This window comes from Mesorhizobium sp. M4A.F.Ca.ET.020.02.1.1 (assembly GCF_004022645.1).
GTDB lineage: Bacteria > Pseudomonadota > Alphaproteobacteria > Rhizobiales > Rhizobiaceae > Mesorhizobium.
The window spans coordinates 1-631 of record NZ_RZOI01001329.1; the positions used below are offsets into that span (position 1 = coordinate 1).

Consider the following 631-nt stretch of genomic DNA (forward strand, 5'->3'; position numbering starts at 1 on the left):
GATGAAGGCGTTGACGCCGGCCTTGGCGGCCGAATAATGCGCGCCACCGGCCATGGCGACGCGCGCCGAGACCGACGAGGTGACCAAGATGCGGCCGAAGCCGTTGGCGCGCATCGCAGGGGCAGCGGCCTGCGCCAGCCAGAAGCAAGCTTTCAGATTGACCGCCAGCGCCTCCTCCAGCTTGTCCTCGTCGAGCTCCTCGACCGAGGCCCAGGGGCAGCCGCCGGCGTTGTGGACGACGATGTCGAGCCGACCGGATTTGCGCACCGCATCGCCGACGAGTGCGTGCAGCGCCGGACGGGCCAGCCCGGCAAGCGCGACGGCGCGGACGGATAGGCCACGCGCGGACAACTCGGTGGCAAGCTCTTCAGCGACATCGAGCGTTCGGTTGGCGATAACGACCGAAGCGCCGGCCTCGGCGAAGCGCGTGACGATTGCCGCACCGATGCCGCGCCCGCCGCCGGTCACCAGCGCTGTCCTGCCCGTGAGGTCGAACGGGTTCGCCATCGCTCAGACGACGCCCGCGCCACGGACGAGATCGACGAAGCGGCCGAAGACTTCGGTGTGGCGGTCGACATCGGCGGGCGACGTCGCCGGGCACATCAGGAACATGGTGTGGAACGGCGTCACC

The 631-nt window shown here is 69.7% G+C and carries 1 protein-coding gene; it reads right to left on the reverse strand.

Translation table 11 applies throughout. From position 1 onward, the window contains the following. On the reverse strand, positions 1 to 507 hold a 507-nt coding region (locus EN742_RS36945; protein WP_128333994.1), incomplete at its 3' end, for an SDR family NAD(P)-dependent oxidoreductase. Between the last annotated feature and the right edge of the window lie 124 nt (positions 508 to 631).